This is a genomic window from Bradyrhizobium sp. BR13661, from assembly GCF_029892425.1.
In the GTDB taxonomy this organism is placed as follows: Bacteria; Pseudomonadota; Alphaproteobacteria; order Rhizobiales; family Xanthobacteraceae; genus Bradyrhizobium.
Genome location: NZ_JARXWB010000004.1, coordinates 274,736 through 290,155, shown reverse-complemented (window position 1 = coordinate 290,155; position 15,420 = coordinate 274,736). Strand labels below are relative to the sequence as shown.

Below are 15,420 nucleotides of genomic sequence, written 5' to 3'. Positions count from 1 at the left end.
ATCGTAACCTCCTAATTTCAGACAACAATTGTTCGCCGTGATGTGGGGCAGGGCGATGACCGATCAAAGTAAAACCGTAACGCGTGTGGATCTCTGTGAGGCCGTCTACCAGAAGGTGGGACTGTCGCGCACGGAATCGTCCGCCTTCGTGGAACTCGTGCTCAAGGAGATCACCGACTGCCTCGAAAAGGGCGAGACGGTGAAGCTGTCCTCGTTCGGGTCCTTCATGGTCCGCAAGAAGGGTCAGCGCATCGGCCGTAATCCGAAGACCGGCACCGAGGTGCCGATCTCGCCGCGCCGGGTGATGGTGTTCAAGCCGTCGGCGATCCTGAAGCAGCGGATCAATGGCCAGCATCGGGCCAATGGCGACGCCAGCAAGGCGCAACCCGAGGCGTAATCGCCCAACGGATAAGGATTGGCATTTGGACAAGGCGCCGGATGCGTTCCGAACCATCAGCGAAGTAGCGCAGGAACTCGACATTCCGCAGCACGTGCTGCGGTTCTGGGAGACCCGCTTCTCGCAGATCAAGCCGATGAAGCGCAGCGGCGGCCGCCGTTATTACCGCCCCGACGACGTCGATCTGCTCAAGGGCATCCGCCGGCTGCTCTACGGGGAGGGCTACACCATCCGCGGGGTGCAGCGGATCCTGAAAGAGCACGGCGTCAAATCGGTGCAGGGCCTGGCCGACGGGTCGGCCGCGGTTTCGTTCGGGGCGATCGAGGACGCCATCGGCGCGAGCCTGATCGAGCCGGACGAGGAGCCGCCGATCAAGGGCGTCGCCGATGCCGACGATGACGACTACCAGGGTGATGAGGAAGAGGGCATCGACTTCCGTTTCACCGAGGTCGATGACGAGGACATCCTCACGACCTTCCGCAAGGGCGGCACCTCCGCCGCGCCGGCCGGCCCCAGCGCACTGGACCGGGAACGGCTGGAACGGGTGCTCGGTGACCTCGTCGCCTGCAAGACCATGCTGGAACAGGCGCTGAAGGACGGCTGAGGCGCCATTTCGTCGGCTTTGCGGTCCTTGCAGGGGCTTTGGGCGCAGACACCAAAATGGTGCGGCTCGCCTTGCGCAAAGCGGCGATCCTAGCTAATGGAACGACGTTCGGAGCGTGGCGCAGCCCGGTTAGCGCACTAGTCTGGGAGACTAGGGGTCGGAGGTTCAAATCCTCTCGCTCCGACCATTTTCTTCAGAAATCGACCAATCGTTTGCATGCGCGGATCAGCGGGCGGTCTCCTGTCCTCTGAACAATCCGTGTTAGTGGCTGGCGATCAGCAGCGGCTGCGCGGACATTGCTCGTCCGCGGGAGCCTTGCCGCGGACCCAGGTCGGAACGGCGAAGGCCAGTTGATATTGCCCCATCGTGTCCACGAAAGAGGCTTGCGCGATCTCCAGGCGCTTGGATAGCCCGCTGGTATTCAGGTCCAGGGCCGCGTCGAGGGCCAAAAGGGACATCGAGACGCATGCAATCGTCACTGCGATGGCCATCGCCTTCCATTCTGGTGATTTAATCATCTGATTTACTCATGTATTTACCTGCCCGGATAGATAGGGCTTCCGCGCAGGATTCAACCCCCGTGCGGTTCGCGCACGCGTTCTTGAAGTGCGACAGTTCTGCAACGAAGCGACGCGTGTCGTCGCGAATCGATCGGTGATCTGATTCGCGACGTCCAGCCACGAGGCCAGGTCCGATGGCGAACGCTACGCTGGAGCCCGCAGATATCCGACCACCATGCGCGTCGTCTCGTCCACCAGCGTCCTGACCATCTTGTCCGGCAGTATCTCGGCCTGGTTCAGCACCACATTGTGCGCGACGGCCTCGATTGCGCTGACGCAGATGAAGGTCGCGACATCGAGGTCGATCCTGCGCATCTCCTTGCGGCGGCTGTCGAGATAGGCGCGCACGAGGGCGTGGACCTCGCGGTTGAAGGCTTCGACGTCGAGTTTGCGCGCGCGGGGGATCTGCTCGGCGAGCACGCGATGCAGTTTGGGGTTGATGCGATGCGCCTCGATCGCGACGGTGACGAGGCGGCGCACGGCCTTCTCGATCGGCATGTCGGCGAGTTCGGTGAGCGTCGCGCGCACGATACCCATGATCTCCTCGTTGTGACGATCGATCACGGCGGCGACGAGCGCCTCCTTGCCGGGAAAATACTGGTAGAGCGAGCCGACACTGACGCCGGCGATTTCGGCAATCCGGTTGGTGCTGGTCCTCTCGAAGCCTTCCTTGACCAGAATGCGAGCAGTTGCCTCGACCAGTGCGTCGACCGTGGCGCGGGACCGCTCCTGCGAGGCGTTTTTTCGGGGTGTTGTGGGTGATCTGCGGGCCACGGCCTTGTGATCCGAATGCGAGTAGGAAAAGCGAGCGAATGCTCACATTATATCGGAAAGTGGCGACGGGTCAGCAAGCCTCTTGTCGCCGCCTCGAACGAGTCGGATGGGGATGTGGCCATGAGCGTTGCCAGGATCGTGTCGGCTTTTCAGTTTTGTCCGCTCGGCTGCGCGGTCGGAGCAAAGGCGTCGACCGATCCCGCGCCGAGCTTGCAGAGCCGCCTCTTCAACGTGCTGCTGCGCCAGCTGCCATACAAGGAGCAGCTTGCCTCGGCCGAGGCCGTGCAGGCGCATGTGCAGAGGCTTGCCTCGCAGCCGGCCTCGTTCGAGCCGGCGGGCCTCGGCCACGGGGTCGAGGCGGTGCTGACGAAGATGGGCGGATGGCCGGTCTATTACACGGCGCCGTCATCCGGGCACGAAGGCTGCAACCACGTGATGTTCCTCCATGGCGGTGGCTACATCAACGAGATCGTGCCCGCGCATTGGCGCTTTGTCGGACAGATGACGCGCCAGGCAGGCGTCGTCTGCGTCGTGCCGATCTATCCGCTGGCGCCGCGCGCGACCGCGAAGGACGTCGTGCCGGCGACGGCCGAGCTGCTGCGGATGTTGCTCGAGGATGCCGGGCAGGCCAAGGTGACGGTGGTCGGCAATTCCGCCGGCGCGGGCCTTGCTCTCGCTGCATGCCAATGGCTGCGCGATCATGGCCATCGGCAACCCAACCGGCTGGTGCTGATTTCGCCGGCGGCTGATGCGTCGGTCAGCCGTCCCGAGCAGGTGGAGATCGCACCGCGCGATCCGATCCAGGACATTCCGGGGATCCTCGAGGCGGGACGGCTCTATGCCGGCGACCTCGATGTCGGCCATCCCTTCGTCAGTCCACTCAACGGCGCTTTCCGTTCGCTCGCCCCGATGACGATCTTTTCGGGAACGCGCGATCTGCTCTACCCCGATAGCGTCGATCTCGCAGCGCGCGCGAGGGGCGCGGGCGTGCCTGTCGAACTGCATCTGTGGCGAGAGCAGCCGCACAATTACGCGCTGATGCCGACGCCGGAAGGACGACGCGCCCGCGCGATGATTTTGGGTGCGGTGGCTTAACGAGAGACCGTGATCGCTGTCACAGAGTGTGCGCAGCTCATGAGAGTCCCTGCGCTGATGGTGCCCGCGCGGAGGGACACATAGCGGCCCCCGGGGCGTCTCCTCGATATCAGTAGTTTTGCGGGGCCTTAGGCGTGGCCCTTGATCTCGTAGTGGCCCGGCACGCATTTGTAGCGCTCGAGGCGCCAATTCGCGTGATAGATCGGATGTTCATCCATCCATTTGGCGAGCGGAGCCTGTGCGCCGACGGCACATGCCATCATCGACATGTCGGGCGTCATGTTGCTGTCGGTCACGATCTCCTCGACACAGCTGCCTGAGGCAGCAGCGCCGAGCCGGCAGAGTACGGCAACGACGGTTATGAACATTCCAGTCACCTCATCGGTAGTTTCGACCACGAGGAGGATGCAAGCCGAGTGCCACAGCCTGTGTCGGAAACGACACGCTGGCTGGGCCTGCTCGCCCCAGTGCCCCATTTGATGATTCGGATTGTAAAAAAATTGCCACTAAACCGAAGCCGGACAAATACGGGGAACCCGATTGGCCGCCGACCTGTGGCGGCAGCGCCACTGTGGCGGGGCAGCCATGCGCAAGCGACGACGGAATAATCCGCGCGTCGAAATAAGCAGCGCTGGTCGCAGCCGTCGCGTCGATCTGCTTTTGCGCTTGGATGCGGCGCTGCTACATTTTGCGCGCGTCGCATGCGCGGCGCGCCAATGACGAAGAAACAGGCCGACGAGGGGAGGGGCTGAAGTCCCATGAAGGAATTTGCTGGAAAGATCGCCGTCATCACCGGTGGCGGCACGGGCATGGGGCGCGAGCTCGCCCGGCAGCTCGTTGCCGAGGGCTGCAATGTTGCGATGTGCGACATTTCGGAAGCCGCGATGGCCGAGACCAAGCGGCTCTGCGAGGTCGAGAAACTGCCGCAGGGCCTGCGTGTCACGACCCATGTCGCCGACGTCTCGATCGAGGATCATCTCAAGCGCTTTCGCGACGAGCTAGCCGAGCAGCAGAAGACCGACAGGATCCATTTGCTGTTCAACAATGCCGGCATCGGCGGTGGTGGCAGCCTGTTCACTAACACGCGCGAGCAGTGGGAGCGCACCTTCAATATCTGCTGGGGCGGCGTCTATCTCGGCGTCCGTACCTTCCTGCCGATGCTGGTTGCGGCGGACGAAGCCCACATCATCAATACCGCCAGCGTCAACGGCTTCTGGGCCTCGATCGGCATGGGCAATGCGCACACCGCCTACAGCTCGGCGAAGTTCGCGGTGAAGGGATTCACCGAAGCCCTGATCAACGATCTCCGTCTGCATGCGCCACATGTCAAATGCTCGGTGGTGATGCCCGGCCACATCGGTACCTCGATCGTCTCAAATTCACGCAAGGTGCAGAGCGGTGACGGATCGGAGCGCCTCAGCGCCGACGAGGTCGTGCTGACGCGCAAGCGCATGGTCGCGGCCGGCGTGCCAGATGCTGACAACATGTCGGACGAGCAGATTCAGGGTGTTTTCGCGGAGCGCGCCCGCAGCTTCCTGGAGGATGCGCCGACGACCGCCGCACAAGCCGCCAGAATCATCCTCGACGGTGTGAAGGCGGAGCGTTGGCGTATCCTGGTCGGCGAGGATGCCAGGCTGCTCGACGAGCGCGTGCGCGCGACGCCGGAGCAGGCTTATGACAGGGCCTTCTACGAAACTTTTGCCCAGGAAGCCGGCTGGCGGCTTGGCTGAGACTGTCAATAACCGCGCGCGTAAGTAGGTATGATGGCCATCATCGCAAGAGGTGTGATGGCCATTTGCTCAGAAAATTTTACCTGCTGCCGGCGCGCGCTCGCCCCCTCATGACGATACGGAATGTCAAGCATGCGCGATATTCCCGCGTTCAAGCGATGGTGATCTCAAACATCTCTCATTTGAAGCACGCCAGCTTGGTCGGTGGACTGAAATAGTTTAGCAATCAGGGGTAACGCCACGATCAAGCGTAGCTCCAATGATACCCGCATCGCTCTCCGACGACTTCATCCTCTGCCCGGAGAGAGAGGATATCTCCGCCGAATTCACCCGGCTGCTCACCGCGGCGCAGGAGGGTGGCGCTACCATCGCCGAATGCCTGATGATTGCGCGGCAGCTGAAGCGCGGCGATGAGCAGTCCTGGCATCGCGAGTGGAAGAAGCTGGCGCAGGCCAATCGGCAGCGCGCCGAGGCGGCTTTCGCGGAAGGCCATATGGTCACTGCACAGCGCAACTGGCTGCGCGCGATGAATTACTACAGTGCGGCCGCAATGCCGCTCGATTCCGCCGACGAGCGCCGCTGGGTCGCCGTGCTGGCGATGCAGGAATGCGCCCGCCGTTTCCTCAAAGCGCGCGGCCCGGCCGGCGAGGTCGTGACGATCCCGTGGGTCGAAGGACACTCGCTGCAGGGCTACTTCCTGCCTGCACCTGCGACGAACGGTCGCGCTCCGACCGTGATCTGCATCGGCGAGCCCGGACATCGCAAAGAAGAATTCCTGGTCAAGCTCGCTCCGCATGCGCGTGAGCGCGGATTTGCGATGCTGGCGCTCGATCTGTTCGGCGACGAGCGTGACGACTACATGGACGTGCTGTTGCAGCGTCGGGATATCGAGAGCTCGATCGCCAGCGTCATGGACTACCTGGAGCTGCGCAGCGACGTCGATTTTGATCGTGTTGCGATCGTGGCCGATGGGTGGGGCTCATCTTTCGTTGCCCGCGCGGTGTTGCAGGAGCCGCGGTTTGCTGCGGCCGTCTGCGATGGCGGTCTGTGGGATCTGCACGAGCGGTCGTTTTTCGCCAGCCGTTTCGCCATGAAGGATCTCAGCATTGTCCCGGTACCGCATGCTCCCCTGATGGCATCGAGCGCCGAATGCCCGGTGCTGATCACGCTGGGTGAGGAGGGGTGGCTCGAGGCCGACCGGGCGCAACAGATCGTGCAGAAATCCCGGCTGGGCAGCTCGGACATCGTGCTGAAGGTGTTCACCGCAGCGGAAACCGGCGCGGCGCAGGCGCATGCCGACAATCCGAGCCTTGCCAACGAATACATCTTCGACTGGCTCGAATCGCAGCTCGGCGCCGCCAGCAAGCGGATCTGAGTGCGGCCGCCGGGCCGAGAAGCGGAGCTGCGCCTCAGAAGTCGAGCGAGACCCTGACGCAGGCCTTTTCCAGCCGGTTTTTCAGCGTCGCGAGCTTGGTGGTGAACTCTGCCAGCTCGTTCTCGTCGAACTCCTGGAAAACGAATTCGCGAATCGTCTTGTACTGCTCGTTGAGGCTCGCGATGTGCTTCTGCGTCTTCTCGACGAGCGACAGTCGCACCACGCGGGCATCGGTCGGTGAGGGGCGGCGGCGCAACAGGCCTTTCTTCTCCAGCAGCTTGGACTGGGTGGTGACGAAGGACGGGTCGACGTGAAGCAGCTTGGAGACCACGTTGATGGGCACGCCATCATCCTTGTCGAGGTCGGAAATCGCCATCAGGATCAGCCATTGCGGCCCGCTGATGCCGAGCGTCCTGGCCCAGAACTGACGCAGCTCCTCCAGATACATGTTGATCGACGATATCTCCCAGGTAAACCGCCTGATGATATCGAGATTGCCGGCGGGGCGGAGGCGCGCCCCTTCTTTCCTCGTCGCTGACACAGCGTCACTCCCGGAAGCTGATTCATTCTGGCCAGTGTTTGTGGCGGGCATAGTCCACGCAAGTCTGCCCTGACGCAAGTGCAGAGCAGGGTAATTGTGTCACGGAAATTACAAATATGATCCGGTCAGCTTTTGGGGCGCTCCGGGGGCAGTGTTGCTCCGCAGACACAGGGTTAGTGAAACCACAAAGCTGATCTAATAAACTATTTTGATTAACGGAACGGCGCAGGCATATTGGTCCGTGACGGTGGGGGGTTCTCGATCGTCCCGTTGCAGGTGGTTCGCTCACGTCCCTCGCGTCTCAAGCGGGTGTGTCCGAAAACGCGAAGCGGCCGAGCGGATTTGATGAAGAGACGGGGATCTGGGGGGCCTTACGGTCCGGTCTCCGTAAAATGAACAACTTGGAGGTTTTCAATGAAAGTGGTGAAGAGCCTTTTGCTCGGCACTGCGGCGGGTCTGATCGCCGTCGGTGGAGCTCAGGCGGCTGATCTTCCGGTCAAGGCGAAGGCGGTCGAATACGTGAAGATCTGCTCCCTGTACGGAGCTGGTTTCTACTACATGCCGGGCACCGACACCTGTATCAAGCTGGGTGGCTACATCCGTGCGGACGCGATTCTCGGCGGCGCCGGCGACTATGGTTTCAATCAGAGCGCGAGCTCTGTGAACGGTGGGTCGAACAACCGTCTGACCAACTACTATTACAGCCGCGCTCGTCTCGACCTCAACATCGATACGCGCACGGCCACGGAATACGGCGTTGTCCGCACCTATGCTGACATGACGTTCACCTACAATACGGCAGACGTCACCGGCAGCAGCCCGGCGTCGGTCACCTCCAGTGCGCCTTCGCTCGGTCTCTACCACGCGTTCATCCAGTTCGCCGGCTTCACCATGGGCCGCACGGTCTCGATCTTCGACGCTCCGTGGCAGAGCTATCCAGCTGGCGGTCCCGATACCATTCCGGGCGGCAGCAATCACACCAACGGTATCAACCAGTTTGCCTATACTGCTGACTTCGGCCAGGGCATCACGGGTTCGATCGCGTTGGAAGAGGAGACGACGGCGTCGAACGGCCAGTCGAACCTGTGGAACGTCACCGGCTTCACGGCGTCCAGCTCCGTTAACGGCGCAGGTGCCATCGTGACGACGTCTGCGGCTGCGAACGCTGCTGCCGCGCTCATTCAGGGCAACTACGGCGTCCAGGCTTGGGGTGGAACGCGCGTCCCCGATATCACCGGCGCGGTCCGCGTTGACCAGGCTTGGGGTCTGGCCCAGATCTCGGTTGCGGCGCATGACCTCCATCCTGGCTACTTCGGTACGACCGAAGCCACCGGTCATCCGTCGGACAAGTGGGGTTGGGCAGTCCAGGGTTCGTTGTCGATCAAGAACATCCCGACCGGCGCGGGTGACTCGATCAACCTGCAGGCCGTCTACACGGATGGTGCGACCCGCTACAACTTCCAGAGCCTGTTCCCGCAGAGCTTCTTCATGTACAGCGGTAGCAGCTCGGCGTACCAGAGTGTCGGCTTCGCCGGTCTTGCTGACGGCGTCTTCGGTGGCGGCAACGGCATCGATACCGTCAAGACCTGGGGCGTCCGCGGTGGCTACACCCACAACTGGAGCCCGAACTGGGCGAGCGCCATCTACGGTGGTTACGCTTCGCTGAGCTACGGCTCGACGGGCAAGACCCTGATCTGCGCCAACTTCGCGACGATCGCCGTGGCCGGTTCGACCTGTAACCCGGACTTCAACTTCGGCGTCCTCGGTGTCAACACCGTGTGGACCCCGGTCAAGAACCTGGCGTTCACCGCTGACGTGAGCTGGTCGCGCCTGGACCAGAAGTACTCTGGCGCCATCACTGCTCCGGCGGTTTCCACCGCCGCCAAGCCGGGCGCTGTGTACGAGCTGAAGGACCAGAACTCGGTCACCATGATGCTGCGCGCTCAGCGCAACTTCTGATCATCGATCGCGTCAATCGATCGGAGAACCTCGGCGGGCAACCGCCGGGGCTTTTTTCTGGAGAAACGCTGATTCCCTGAATCAGAAATCTCCTACGCGGGCGACGAAGACGAGCTATGCAATTCGATCGCCATCAATCTTATTTACTTACCTGAGTTGATCAGCTATATAGCTGCTCAGCCGGTTTCGAAAAGTCACGGCTCTTAGCTTCACGCTAAGCCTCCAGAAACCTCCGGTAGTGCCCTGCCGGAGGTTTTTCGTTGTGGGGAGGCGCGCGGCTTCAGCCGCGCATGACTCGCGCGCGGGAGTTCGGCCGATATGCGAGGCGGCTGTGGCCGGCGCAATAGGGCTGGCCATCGTGCGCGGCATTGCCGCAGAAGCAAAAATCCTCCGCGCCCGGCGTCGAGATCGGCCAGCGGCAGCGGTTTTCATCGAGCTCCAGCAGCGAGCAGCGATTGGCTTGGTCGATCGGGCCGGTCACCACGGGCGCGTCCACTTCGCCGTAGATCGTGGCGAGCATTTCAAATTGCAGCCGGGGCACCGCTTTTGGCGCGCGCGGGGGGGAAACCCTGTTCAGATTTCGATCTTGGAGCCTGCGCTCGTCGACCGAGCGGCCGCGGGTGAGATTCAATCGCGACAGCTTGCCGATCACGGCGTTGCGGCTGACGCCAATGTCGGCGGCAATCTCGCGGCAGGACAGGCCTGCGGCGAAGTGCTGTTTCAGAAGTTCAATTCGTTCGTTGGTCCAGGTCGGAGAGAGAATAGGCATTTGTAACGGTCCCAGGTTGCGACATCTGGCCATCAGCAGCTCGAGATCCGCCCGCTTCTCGCTCGGTGCTCACGTCCTGCCATTGTCGCGAATCGACAAAAGTCCGTCCTTGATGGCGAGACGGATACCTTCCTCGATCAAGGTACGTGCGACGCCGGGAACGCTGGTGCCGTGGGTGCCCTGTCTCACCAGTTTTTCGAGATAGGTGATGGTCGAGAGCGCCAAGGTTACGGGAATGCGGTCAGTCTCGGCTTTTTCGGTGGCCATGGCCCGAACGCTAGCCTCTTACTCAGGTACATAAAAGTAACGATTAAGACTCTATTTAGGTTCGGGGCAGGAAGTCAAATCCGGGGTTTTGCGGTGGCAGAGCGCATTGGAATCGCTGCGAAAAATTGGCACGTGCCGGCGCGCCGCGCGAAATGCCGGGCAGCGGCGTGGCGTCAGCGCTTAGGAGGTATGGGCCCGGCTTAGCCGTGCACGATCGTCTTTTCGATCATGCAATGAATGCCCTTGGAGCCGTTGACGGTCTGGGTCACCCGCAAATCGGCCGCGAGGCTGCACAGCATATAGGCATCCTCGCGCGACAGGCCTCTGATCTCGCCGAGCAGCACGATCATGTCGCGCAGCGCCCGCACCGCGCATTGGTCGAGATCGGGGTCCATCGCCATGGTCATGTAGTGCGTCGGCGTCTCAGCGCGGGGATAGGCGAAACGCAAATCCTTGCGCAGCGTCAGGCGGAAGCGGCCCTGGAGCGCGGTTTCGATCGCGGTGACGCAGACCTCGCCGTCGCCCTGCGCGCCATGGCCGTCGCCGCAAGAGAACATCGCGCCCGGGACGAACACCGGCAGATAGAGTGTCGCGCCGGCGCCGAGCTCCTTGTTGTCGAGATTGCCGCCCATCGCGCGCGGAACGAGCGAGGTAATGCGCCCCCAGGCCGCTGGCGGCGAGACGCCCATCACGCCGAAGAAGGGCTTGAGCGGCAGGTCGAGGCCCCAGGGCATCCGGCCGACCATCCGCGCCCGATCCAGCGGGATGTTGAGGAGGCGCGTTTCGTGGAAATCGTCAGGCAGGGTGCCCGACAGCGGCTTGATCAGATTCCAGCCCCAATCCTGCCGAAGTCGGATGTCGATGATATCGACCTGGAGTACGTCGCCAGGTTCGGCGCCGTCGACGGCGACCGGGCCCGTCAGGATGTGGCCGGGCAGCATGCGCTCGTTTTTGGCATGAACCTCGAACAATTCGGGCGGAATGTGAAACTTGCTGCGGTCGGGCAGCATGTCAGGGCCGCCGCTGATGGTATCGACAGTCACTTCATCGCCGCTGGCGATGGTGAGCACGGGCTTGAGCGCGGCTTCGAAGAAGCCCCAATGGCAGGTCTCGGGGCTTGAATGCAGGTGATGGTGGGTCATTTGCAGTGTCCGTCCGGTTTCATCGGATCTTGCTACGCCCGGGCTTGACCCGGCAATCGATCCTCTTCCAAGAAGATTTCTGAAGATAGGCGGGCAGGTCAACCCCGCTCATGTACGATGATTTTCAGCGAGGTCTGTCCTGTTCTTCATTCTTTCCAAGACACTTGGCGCCGCGGTGCTGCCGGTCAATCTTCTGGTCGAACTCGGGATCATTTCGGTCTTGCTGATGGCAACGCGCTTTGCCGGGCTTGGCCGGAAGCTGGCCGCGACCACGCTGGTGCTGCTCGCGCTCGCCGCCTTTTCGCCGCTGGGCGAACTCTTGCTCTATCCGCTGGAGTCGCGATTTCCCCCGTGGGATCCGTCGCGTGGTGCGCCCGACGGCATCGTCGTGCTGGGTGGCTCCGTCGATACCGATCTGTCGGCGGCGCACAACACGCCTGTCGTGCCACACGCGGCCGATCGGCTGTTCGCAACCGCGGAGCTCGCGCGAAAATATCCGAATGCGCGCGTCGTCTTTACTGGCGGCTCGGCGAACCTGGTCTCTGATAACGCCAAGGAGGCCGATTATTCCGCGCCGATCCTGGAGAATTCGGGTGTCCGCAAGGATCGCCTGATCCTGGAACGGGAGTCGCGGAACACATACGAGAATGCGATGTTCACGAAGCAACTTGTGTCGCCCAAGCCGGGCGAGCGATGGCTGCTGGTCACGTCGGCTTTCCACATGCCGCGCTCGATGGGAATCTTCCGCAAGGCGGGTTTCGACGTCGAGGCCTATCCCGTGGACTGGCGCATGGGTGGGCGCGCGGATCTCTTCACGTTCACCAATATGAGTCTGGATGGGCTCGGCCGAACGGATGTCGCCGTGCGCGAATGGATCGGCCTCGTGGCTTATCGCCTGGCGGGCCGGACCAGCGATTTGCTTCCAGGCCCCGCCAAGGACTAGAAGAAGTCCCGCCAAGGACTAGAAGTCCCGCAAGGACGAGAAACAATCACCAAGATGATCGGCGCATGATCGCCGGCGCGGAGGACGCCATGCAGCAGAGTGCGGAGACAATCGACCTTGCCGGCCTCGTCGCCGATCTCAACAATCTGCTGCGGCTGAAGACCACGGTCATCGGCATGAAGCTGTTCGCGCGCGCCGAAGACATGGAGGCGATCCCGAAGATCCGGCGACCGAACGCCATCCATACCACCGACCAGATCGTCAGCATGGCTTCCCGTCTGGGGTGGACCGTCGGCATCACCGGCGACGACCTCGTCGGCGCGCAGTGCCGCGCGGTGATTGGCCTTAGCCCCCACGACGAGAAATGGCTCGCGGGCGAAAACTATGTCGGGGTCTGGCATGGCACCGCCGAGGATGCACGCAAGCGCCAGGAGGCACTGGACGTGGTTCCGTTCGGCCAGTATCAGGCGCTGGCCGTGAGCCCGCTTGCGAGCGGCAGGCTTGACCCTCCCGATATCTGCCTCGTCTACGCGACACCGGGACAGATGATCATCCTGATCAACGGGCTGCAATATACCGGCTACAAGAAATTCGAATGGGGCGTGGTCGGGGAGACCGCTTGCGCGGATTCCTGGGGGCGCGCGCTGAAATCAGGCGAGCCCAGCCTGTCCTTGCCATGCTATGCCGAACGGCGCTATGGCGGCGTGCCGGACGAGGAAATGCTGATGGCGCTCAAGCCGCATCATCTCGCCAAGGCAATTGAGGGCATGAAGGCGCTGGCCAAGAACGGTCTGCGCTATCCGATCCCGCCCTACGGGATTCAAAGCGACGTCCGTGCCGGCATGGGCGTGAGTTACGCGAAGAAGTAAAGGCCAGTCATGAGCTCTGCGAAATTCGACATCGTCGTCTACGGCGCGACCGGTTTCACCGGCCAACTCGTTGCCGAATATCTGGCGGCACACTACAAGCACGACAAGCAGCTCAAATGGGCGATGGCGGGCCGCAGCCTCGACAAGCTCAAATCCGTGCGCGATGCGATCGGCGCGCCGGCGGACACGCCGCTCATCGTTGCCGATGCGTCCGACGCCGCCTCGCTGAAGGCGATGGCGGAGCAGACCATGTCGATCATCACGACGGTCGGTCCGTATCAGCTCTACGGAGAGGAACTGCTGGCGGCCTGCGTTGCGACCGGCACCGATTATTTCGATCTTTGCGGCGAGCCGATCTGGATGCGGCAAATGATCGACAAGTATGAGGCTGGCGCAAAGGATAGCGGCGCGCGCATCGTATTCTCTTGCGGCTTTGACTCCGTGCCGTTCGAGCTCGGCACGTTCTTTGTGCAGGAAGAGGCCAAGCGCGTGTTCGGCGCACCGGCTGCGCGGGTGAAGGGCCGCGTGCGTGATATGCGCGGCACGCTTTCGGGCGGCACCGCAGCGAGCGCCAAGGCAACCTTCGACGCGGTTGCCAAGGACATCAGCCTCGTCGCGATCCTGAACGATCCGTTCGCGCTGACGCCGGGCTTTACCGGTCCGAAGCAGCCGAGGGGTAACAAGCCGCTGATCGAGGAGGATCTGAATTCCTGGGCCGCGCCGTTCATGATGGCGCTGATCAACACCCGCAACGTTCATCGCGCCAACATGCTGATGGGCTTTCCCTACGGCCAGGACTTCGTCTATGACGAGATGGTTCTGACCGGTCCCGGGGAGAAGGGCGAGGCCAACGCCAAGCGCGTGATGGCGGCGAATGCGGAGAAGACCGGCCCAAGCGCCCCGAAGCCGGGCGAGGGGCCGTCTAAGGAGGAGCGCGAGAACGGGCTCTTCAACTTGCTCTATGTCGCGATCGCGCCCGATGGCCGCATGGTTCGCGCCGGCGTCACCGGCGACCGCGATCCCGGCTACGGCTCGACCTCGAAGATGATCTCCGAATGCGCGATCTGCATGCTGCGCGACACGACCGATGTCGCTGCCGGCTTCTGGACTCCGGGCGCAGCGATGCAGCACAAGCTGATCAAGCGGCTGCGGGACAATGCGGGATTGACGTTCGACGTGGAAGCGTGAGGTCCGTGATCTCGAAGTTCGACATCGTCGTCTACGGCGCAACCGGATACACCGGCCAGCTCGTCGCCGAATATCTCGCTGCGAACTACGTTGGTGACGGGGCGCCGACATGGGCGCTGGCGGGACGCAGCAGAGACAGGCTTGCGTCCGTTCGCGAGGCGATCGGCGCACCCGCCGATACACCTCTCATCGTTGCGGACGCCGCCGATCCGGCGTCGCTGCGGGCGATGGTTGCTCAAGCCAAGCTGGTCGTCACCACGGTCGGTCCATATCAGCTTTACGGGTCTGATCTGCTCGCCGCCTGCGTCGCCGATGGCACCGACTACATGGATCTCTGCGGCGAGCCGATCTGGCTGAAGCAGATGATCGAAAGGCATGAGGCGGACGCCAAGGCGAGCGGCGCGCGCATCATGTTCTCCTGCGGCTTCGATTCCATGCCGTTCGAGCTCGGTGCGTTCTTCGTGCAGGAGGAAGCTCGCCGCGTGTTCGGCGCGCCGGCTCCCCGCGTCAAGGGCCGCGTCCGCGACCTCAGCTGGAAGTTCTCGGGCGGCACCTCGGCGAGCGCGCGGGTCACCTTCGAAGCGGTGGCGCAGGATCTCAGCCTGGTGTCGATCCTCAAGGATCCCTTTGCCCTCACGCCGGGCTTCGAAGGGCCGAAACAGCCGCGCGGAAACAAGCCTGTTTTCGAGGAAGACCTGCAATCATGGTCGGCCCCGTTCGCGATGGCGACGCTGAACACACGCAATGTCCATCGCTCCAACATGCTGATGGGATTCCCTTATGGCCCGGATTTCGTCTATGACGAGATGGTGCTGACGGGGCCGGGCGACGTAGGGCAGGCCAACGCCAGACTTGTCATGGCGACCAACAGCGAAAAGACCGGCCCCAAGGCACTTCGACCCGGCGAAGGGCCGTCGAAGGAAGAGCGCGAGAACGGTCGTTACGATCTGCTCTATGTCGCGATCGCACCCGACGGCCGTCAGGTTCGCGCAGCAGTGAAGGGCGATCTCGATCCCGGCTATGCGTCAACGGCCAAGATGATCTCCGAATGTGCGATCTGCTTGCTGCGCGATACGCCCGATGTTCCGGCTGGTCTGTGGACGCCGGGCGCAGCGATGCAGCACAAACTGATCAAGCGGTTGATCGATCATGCCGGGCTGAGGTTTGAGGTGGAGGGCTAGGCGCTTTCTTCGCCTCGCTGCGCTTG

At 62.6% G+C, this 15,420-nt stretch carries 18 protein-coding genes and 1 tRNA gene; 11 read left to right on the top strand and 8 right to left on the bottom strand.

Annotated features, from left to right (window positions below; translation table 11 throughout):
- Positions 1-55: 55 nt before the first annotated feature.
- The 3 genes from M2427_RS09040 to M2427_RS09030 all read left to right on the top strand — a co-directional run bounded on the left by M2427_RS09040 (position 56) and on the right by M2427_RS09030 (position 1,188).
- Positions 56-397, top strand: a complete 342-nt coding sequence (locus tag M2427_RS09040) for an integration host factor subunit alpha (RefSeq protein WP_206733146.1) — start codon at positions 56-58, stop codon at positions 395-397.
- Between the two features lie 25 nt (positions 398-422).
- On the top strand, positions 423-1,001 hold the full coding sequence (locus M2427_RS09035) for a MerR family transcriptional regulator (RefSeq protein ID WP_280705898.1): 579 nt from the start codon (positions 423-425) through the stop codon (positions 999-1,001).
- 109 nt (positions 1,002-1,110) lie between these two features.
- Positions 1,111-1,188 (top strand) — tRNA-Pro (locus M2427_RS09030).
- 88 nt (positions 1,189-1,276) lie between these two features.
- Here M2427_RS09030 and M2427_RS09025 read toward each other — a convergent pair.
- Together M2427_RS09025 and M2427_RS09020 are read right to left on the bottom strand one after the other, a co-directional pair.
- Positions 1,277-1,492 carry a hypothetical protein gene (locus M2427_RS09025; protein ID WP_280705897.1) on the bottom strand — a complete coding sequence of 72 codons (216 nt, stop codon included), beginning with the start codon at positions 1,490-1,492 and terminating at the stop codon, positions 1,277-1,279.
- 213 nt (positions 1,493-1,705) lie between these two features.
- A complete protein-coding gene (locus tag M2427_RS09020; protein ID WP_280705896.1) occupies positions 1,706-2,335 on the bottom strand; it encodes a TetR/AcrR family transcriptional regulator in 630 nt (209 codons plus the stop codon).
- A 120-nt stretch (positions 2,336-2,455) separates the two neighbouring features.
- On the opposite strand from M2427_RS09020, the gene M2427_RS09015 reads away from it, so the two are divergent.
- Positions 2,456-3,430 (top strand): alpha/beta fold hydrolase, encoded by a 975-nt coding sequence (locus tag M2427_RS09015; protein ID WP_280705895.1) that lies wholly within the window; start codon positions 2,456-2,458, stop codon positions 3,428-3,430.
- 128 nt (positions 3,431-3,558) lie between these two features.
- Here M2427_RS09015 and M2427_RS09010 read toward each other — a convergent pair whose 3' ends face one another.
- The gene (locus tag M2427_RS09010) at positions 3,559-3,798 is read right to left on the bottom strand and encodes a hypothetical protein (RefSeq protein WP_102667339.1); all 240 of its coding nucleotides are present in this window, start codon (positions 3,796-3,798) and stop codon (positions 3,559-3,561) included.
- A 390-nt stretch (positions 3,799-4,188) separates the two neighbouring features.
- Between M2427_RS09010 and M2427_RS09005 the strand changes: the two genes are divergently transcribed.
- Positions 4,189-5,160: an SDR family NAD(P)-dependent oxidoreductase gene (locus tag M2427_RS09005; RefSeq protein ID WP_280705894.1), complete on the top strand. Its 972-nt coding sequence runs from the start codon at positions 4,189-4,191 to the stop codon at positions 5,158-5,160.
- Positions 5,161-5,165: 5 nt separating this feature from the next.
- Here M2427_RS09005 and M2427_RS09000 read toward each other — a convergent pair whose 3' ends face one another.
- Complete coding sequence (locus M2427_RS09000; RefSeq protein ID WP_280705893.1) at positions 5,166-5,294, bottom strand: hypothetical protein; 129 nt, start codon at positions 5,292-5,294, stop codon at positions 5,166-5,168.
- 125 nt (positions 5,295-5,419) lie between these two features.
- On the opposite strand from M2427_RS09000, the gene M2427_RS08995 reads away from it, so the two are divergent.
- Complete coding sequence (locus tag M2427_RS08995; protein WP_280705892.1) at positions 5,420-6,535, top strand: alpha/beta hydrolase; 1,116 nt, start codon at positions 5,420-5,422, stop codon at positions 6,533-6,535.
- Positions 6,536-6,569: 34 nt separating this feature from the next.
- Here the strand turns inward: M2427_RS08995 and M2427_RS08990 are convergent, their stop codons facing one another.
- A complete protein-coding gene (locus M2427_RS08990; RefSeq protein WP_280705890.1) occupies positions 6,570-7,076 on the bottom strand; it encodes a MarR family transcriptional regulator in 507 nt (168 codons plus the stop codon).
- A gap of 414 nt (positions 7,077-7,490) precedes the next feature.
- On the opposite strand from M2427_RS08990, the gene M2427_RS08985 reads away from it, so the two are divergent.
- Entirely contained in the window at positions 7,491-9,035 is a 1,545-nt protein-coding gene (locus tag M2427_RS08985) for a porin (RefSeq protein ID WP_280705889.1), read from the top strand.
- A 280-nt stretch (positions 9,036-9,315) separates the two neighbouring features.
- Here M2427_RS08985 and M2427_RS08980 read toward each other — a convergent pair whose 3' ends face one another.
- The 3 genes from M2427_RS08980 to M2427_RS08970 all read right to left on the bottom strand — a co-directional run bounded on the left by M2427_RS08980 (position 9,316) and on the right by M2427_RS08970 (position 11,213).
- Positions 9,316-9,804, bottom strand: a complete 489-nt coding sequence (locus M2427_RS08980; protein ID WP_280705887.1) for a GcrA family cell cycle regulator — start codon at positions 9,802-9,804, stop codon at positions 9,316-9,318.
- Between the two features lie 69 nt (positions 9,805-9,873).
- Entirely contained in the window at positions 9,874-10,071 is a 198-nt protein-coding gene (locus M2427_RS08975; RefSeq protein ID WP_007603456.1) for a hypothetical protein, read from the bottom strand.
- A gap of 200 nt (positions 10,072-10,271) precedes the next feature.
- Complete coding sequence (locus M2427_RS08970) at positions 10,272-11,213, bottom strand: acetamidase/formamidase family protein (protein WP_280705886.1); 942 nt, start codon at positions 11,211-11,213, stop codon at positions 10,272-10,274.
- 175 nt (positions 11,214-11,388) lie between these two features.
- On the opposite strand from M2427_RS08970, the gene M2427_RS08965 reads away from it, so the two are divergent.
- The 4 genes from M2427_RS08965 to M2427_RS08950 all read left to right on the top strand — a co-directional run bounded on the left by M2427_RS08965 (position 11,389) and on the right by M2427_RS08950 (position 15,394).
- Entirely contained in the window at positions 11,389-12,156 is a 768-nt protein-coding gene (locus M2427_RS08965; RefSeq protein WP_280705885.1) for a YdcF family protein, read from the top strand.
- 89 nt (positions 12,157-12,245) lie between these two features.
- On the top strand, positions 12,246-13,025 hold the full coding sequence (locus M2427_RS08960; RefSeq protein ID WP_280705884.1) for a DUF169 domain-containing protein: 780 nt from the start codon (positions 12,246-12,248) through the stop codon (positions 13,023-13,025).
- Between the two features lie 9 nt (positions 13,026-13,034).
- Entirely contained in the window at positions 13,035-14,213 is a 1,179-nt protein-coding gene (locus M2427_RS08955) for a saccharopine dehydrogenase NADP-binding domain-containing protein (RefSeq protein WP_280705883.1), read from the top strand.
- 5 nt (positions 14,214-14,218) lie between these two features.
- Complete coding sequence (locus M2427_RS08950) at positions 14,219-15,394, top strand: saccharopine dehydrogenase NADP-binding domain-containing protein (RefSeq protein ID WP_280706038.1); 1,176 nt, start codon at positions 14,219-14,221, stop codon at positions 15,392-15,394.
- The last annotated feature ends 26 nt before the right edge of the window (positions 15,395-15,420 follow it).